Below are 4,682 nucleotides of genomic sequence, written 5' to 3'. Positions count from 1 at the left end.
ACGCATGGTGCTATCTGCATAGGTAGTAAAGATATTCAGTTCATTCCGGTTATTGTGTTCATCCCTGCGCTTACTGTACCACGTAAGCCAGGCTTTGCCCATAGCGGCATCGGAGAAATCCGGCTTGCCTAATAATTCTGTCAGCTTGTCGGCATTACTACCCAGGTCTATTTTGCCAATGCCCTTGCCGGCACTCACCAGCTTTTCGGACGATATAACAGGCGTTTTTGTAACAGCGGTAGCTGTATCAGGTTGCTGAGCAGCTGTTGCTGTGGTCGTGTCTGTTTCCTGTACGGTATGGGACTGCTGTTGACAGCAGGTAAATAGCAGCAGGCTTCCGGAAATGATCAATAGGTTTCTCATGGCAATCATAATTTTAATGCTTTACTCTTTCAAATATCGTACTATAATTTCCTATATTTCGCCACTATGGCTTATTTAAAAACTATTTTTCAGGCAGTACTGATCTTAACTTGCCTGAGAAGCGCGGCGCAGCAACCTGCTATCTTCCTGGCCGATCCCACCATCTTTGCTGATAAGGGAGCGTATTATTTATATGGCACTGGCAGCAACCAGGGATTCCCGGTATACGTATCTGCAGACCTAAAGACCTGGAGCCATCCGGCGGACAGCTTTGCCTTACATCGCGGTCAATCCTTCGGCAACGGCGGTTTTTGGGCGCCGCAGGTATTTAAGTACAAGGGCAGCTATTACATGGCCTATACAGCAGATGAACAGATAGCGATCGCGAAAGCATCCAGCCCCAAAGGGCCATTCAAGCAGGATCAGTTTGTTCACCTGAGCGGCGCCGGTAAACAGATCGATCCGTTTTTGTTCTTCGATAAGAATGGTAAAATATATCTGTATCATGTAAAGCTGCAGAATGGCAACCGGATCTACGTAGCGGAAATGAAGCCCGATCTGTCTGATGTGGCGCCCGGCACGGAAAAGGAGTGTATTGCAAGCACTGAGGGATGGGAGAACACAGCCGGAGCAAAGTGGCCGGTGGCTGAGGGGCCAACTGTACTGGTGCATAAGAACACTTATTACCTGATCTATTCCGCCAATGATTTCCGCAACAAGGATTATGCGGTAGGATATGCTACTTCCAGCTCACCTTTAGGCCCCTGGAAAAAATATGCAGGTAATCCCATCATCAGCCGGAGCACCGTTGGGCAAAACGGTACAGGCCATGGTGATGTGTTCATTGATAAGAACGGGAAAATGAAGTACGTGCTGCATACGCATCGTTCGGATGATCGCGTTTCACCCCGCGCAACGGCGGTTATCGGGCTACAATTCAAACCCGTAAAAGATGGGCCGGATGTGTTGGAGGCAGAAGAAGGTTCGTTTGAATGGCTGCAGGTTCATTAATAAACTTCAAGGATCAGGGTATCCTTTTTATTAAAAAGAAAACTATCCCCCGCTTTTTTGTGCAGCAACAATTTTGCGAGCGGTGCATTTGGGGAAAGAAAAAATATTGGCTGATCATTTATTAGTTGTTTACCAAGTCCGGCTGCTATAAAAAAAGAGTGCTCTGCACATCGTATAAAGGCGCCTGTTTGAGCGGTTGTATGGATGATCTCTGTATTAATTTTCTGCAGGTTCTCAAGCTCCCGGGTGTTTTCTGTTTGTTGATGTGCATACATATCTTTTTGCAGATGCCCCATGGCCCTTCCTGTTTCGTATTTATCTCCTGCCGAACTTTTATCTTCACTATTGGCCGCTTCCTGTGCATTATCGATCGCTGTTTTTATCACTGCAATCCGGTCTGTAATAATCCGCTCTCCGGCTTTTTTCAGACTGGTTTTAAAAGCGATCATTTCCTGGCGAGTCATAAATCTTTTAGAATGTTATACAGTAGATAGCAGTTATACCGCCTGGTTAGGTGCAATACGATGAATATGGGCAACGCGTCCGCTGTTTTGCACCTTCCAAAGATCGTATTTCGCTTGCATGTCCAGCCAGAACGATGCGTCCACGCCAAAGCCTTTTTCCAGGCGCACCGCCATTTCCGCCGTAATGCTGGCATTTTCATTAACGATTTCCGAAAGTGTTTTACGGCTTACCTCTAAGCCTTGCGCGGCTTTTGTAATGGAAAGGTTCATTTCCTTTAAAATATCCTCCCGGAGTACTGCGCCGGGGTGGGTAGGCATCATACCTCGCTTCATCTTGCTATCCTCCTTTTAATGATAATCGATGTAATCCACGACATACGCATTTTCATTTTCAAACCGGAAAATAATCCGGTAATTCCCTGTCACTGTCACCGCCCAAAAACCTTTTAAATCACCCGTGAGGCTGTGCAGCTTATAACCCGGGATCTGCCGTAGCGGATCGAGCGTCTTGATTGTATCCAGGGCGGATAGAATGCGTCTGATCTTGGCCACTTGCGCTGCCGGCAGCTTCGAGGGATCATCTTTTTCCCATAGAAGCCGTAGCCCTTTGTGCGCTATGGTTTCAATCATAGTACAAAGATACACTGTAACCCCAAAGGTTACAAATGTTTTTAATGGTGGGTAAAATCCAGCGTATGACAGGTCTTTGGGCACTGCATCGCGATATAATTAAATGTAAATCAAATTATTATTTCCATGAAAAGAAAACCCAAGATATACTCCCACATTGCACATCTCACCCATATTCCCTAACTTCATTGCCATGGCACGCAAATTCCACTTACCATTCATCTTTTTATGGCTGATGACAACGCAACTCTACGCGCAGCAACATCCTATTCCGGTTATCCTGGATACTGATATTGCAGGCGATTATGATGATGTAGGCGCAATGGCATTGTTACACGCTTTTGCAGATAAAGGAGAAGCCAATATACTGGCCGTCATTTCCTCTAACGCTTTTGAAACTACCGTGCCCACCATCAGCGTGCTGAATACTTATTTCAAAAAACCGCATATACCCATTGGCGTTACCAAACGAGCAAAGCCCAATGAGCTTTGCCAGCAGCAATGGGCACAAGCTATTATCGCCAAATACCCGCATAGCATACGCGCTAACCGGCAGGCAACAGAAGCCGTGGCGCTGTATCGCCGCATACTGGCCGGGCAGCCGGATCATTCGGTAACCCTGATCACGATCGGCTTTTTCACCAACCTGGCCGACCTGTTAAATTCAAAAGCAGATCAATACTCCGCGCTTAACGGCCGGCAGCTGGTAAAACAAAAGATAAAACAGCTGGTAGCCATGGCCACCAGCCTGCCACCCGGCAAAACCAGCGGCAGGGAATACAATGTGTATATAGATGCAGCTGCATCGCAAACGGTATTTGCACAATGGGAAACACCGGTAATATTAAGCCCGTTTGAAGTAGGGGAGCAGGTACGCACCGGCATTCCCCTGATTAAAAATAGCACTATTCATAACAGCCCGGTAAAGGATGCTTTTCAAATAGCGCTCACAAAAGATAAGGATACTATTGGCCGCATGAGCTGGGATCAAACAGCCGTATTTGCTGCTGTGCGGGGCATACAGCCCTGGTTTAAAACCCGTGAGGTGAACCTGCGGATAGAAAAAGATGGTACTAACACGCTTATACCCGGCAATAGATTTACCTTGCTTGAGTTAACAGATCAGGCCACCGCTTTACAACAGTCGATAGAGGAGCTTATGCATCATCAGCCGGTGCATTAATCATCCAAACCGTATTTATCCACCGCATCGTCGAAAGTTGCAATAGATAACCACGGTGTGCATTGATCATATAAACATCTATCTTTGCGCCTGCTCATCCCTTTATATGAAACAATTACTTTCCTTTCTGTTGTTAGCCGTTGGCTTACAAACTGTCGTACAGGCGCAATCCGGCGAAGATCTGCAAAAGAAAACCATCAGTGACACCATCCTGCAGCACCGTACCTTAACGGTGCCATCGCCCTTTAATGCACAAAAGGCGCTGCAAAAGCTATTTCCCGGTAAATACTATAACCTTAGTAAAGACAATTATAAAAATGAGCTCATTAACTGGGACTGTAAAACCTGCGCAGTTAAAAAGTATCCGGATGTGAATGAAGATGCAGCGGGAGATTTCCCTTTTAGTGAAGGCGTAGCCACCCGTTTAATTAATGAGATCAGCTACCAGGATTCATCCGGGCGGCAGTTTAAGGTTATTTGTTTTAACCACTCCGAGTATGATCCGGAAGGGCTGCAGGTATCCCGCTTTACCGGCGGCCTGTTAGGACTGGCTAAATTTGAGCAGCATGAAAGCAGCTGGGAGCTGGTGGCTTTTCAGCCCGCAGTAGCAGCCTACGGCGCTTTCTCCCAATGCCCGGCGCCTAAGCTGCTGCAAATAGGAAAAGATCAGTTCGCGTTTATACTGAAACACCTGAACGGCCCGGGCGGCGGACCTTTTGATGGTACCTGGTATTTAATAGCAGGGCTAAACGGCAGCTACCAGCAGATTATGGCCGCCTATGGTATTGAAAGAACAGAAACATCTGCAGAGGAAGGCTTGTGTTATTGGAGCAGCGAATATAAAGCGCCACCCAGCGATAAGAAATATTTCCGCGATATCATCATCACCACCAAAGGTACTTACCGCAGCACAGATCCGGATGCAGAGCGCTTGCCGGAAGAGCTGCGTAAGCTGGTAAAAGGCAAAAAAACTGCGCGTTTTACGCTGGAGCAACGTTATACGTATAAAGGCAGTAAAGGGTATGTATTAC

General features: G+C 46.9%; 7 protein-coding genes. 3 read left to right on the top strand and 4 right to left on the bottom strand.

Annotation, left to right across the window (positions count from 1 at the left end):
* Positions 1-363 (bottom strand): hypothetical protein (locus VIM87_RS00975; RefSeq protein ID WP_331995159.1); only part of this gene is annotated, 363 nt, incomplete at its 3' end.
* 66 nt (positions 364-429) lie between these two features.
* Here VIM87_RS00975 and VIM87_RS00970 point away from each other — a divergent pair.
* On the top strand, positions 430-1,374 hold the full coding sequence (locus VIM87_RS00970; protein ID WP_331995158.1) for a glycoside hydrolase family 43 protein: 945 nt from the start codon (positions 430-432) through the stop codon (positions 1,372-1,374).
* Here VIM87_RS00970 and VIM87_RS00965 read toward each other — a convergent pair.
* From VIM87_RS00965 to VIM87_RS00955, 3 genes are read right to left on the bottom strand one after another with little or no spacing between them, the layout of a single operon-like run.
* Complete coding sequence (locus VIM87_RS00965) at positions 1,371-1,823, bottom strand: hypothetical protein (protein ID WP_331995157.1); 453 nt, start codon at positions 1,821-1,823, stop codon at positions 1,371-1,373. The two genes, VIM87_RS00970 and VIM87_RS00965, sit on opposite strands and share 4 nt — an antisense overlap.
* 48 nt (positions 1,824-1,871) lie before the next feature.
* The gene (locus tag VIM87_RS00960; RefSeq protein ID WP_331995156.1) at positions 1,872-2,171 is read right to left on the bottom strand and encodes a HigA family addiction module antitoxin; all 300 of its coding nucleotides are present in this window, start codon (positions 2,169-2,171) and stop codon (positions 1,872-1,874) included.
* A 15-nt stretch (positions 2,172-2,186) separates the two neighbouring features.
* The gene (locus VIM87_RS00955; RefSeq protein ID WP_331995155.1) at positions 2,187-2,468 is read right to left on the bottom strand and encodes a type II toxin-antitoxin system RelE/ParE family toxin; all 282 of its coding nucleotides are present in this window, start codon (positions 2,466-2,468) and stop codon (positions 2,187-2,189) included.
* A 193-nt stretch (positions 2,469-2,661) separates the two neighbouring features.
* Between VIM87_RS00955 and VIM87_RS00950 the strand changes: the two genes are divergently transcribed.
* Together VIM87_RS00950 and VIM87_RS00945 are read left to right on the top strand one after the other, a co-directional pair.
* Positions 2,662-3,651, top strand: a complete 990-nt coding sequence (locus tag VIM87_RS00950) for a nucleoside hydrolase (protein ID WP_331995154.1) — start codon at positions 2,662-2,664, stop codon at positions 3,649-3,651.
* A gap of 106 nt (positions 3,652-3,757) precedes the next feature.
* Positions 3,758-4,682: hypothetical protein (locus tag VIM87_RS00945; RefSeq protein WP_331995153.1), on the top strand; the 925-nt coding region annotated here is incomplete at its 3' end.

It is taken from the genome of Chitinophaga sp. (assembly GCF_036569125.1).
Classification (GTDB): domain Bacteria; phylum Bacteroidota; class Bacteroidia; order Chitinophagales; family Chitinophagaceae; genus Chitinophaga.
Note: the sequence above shows the minus strand (reverse complement) of the source record. Positions and strands in the feature narration are given on the sequence as shown.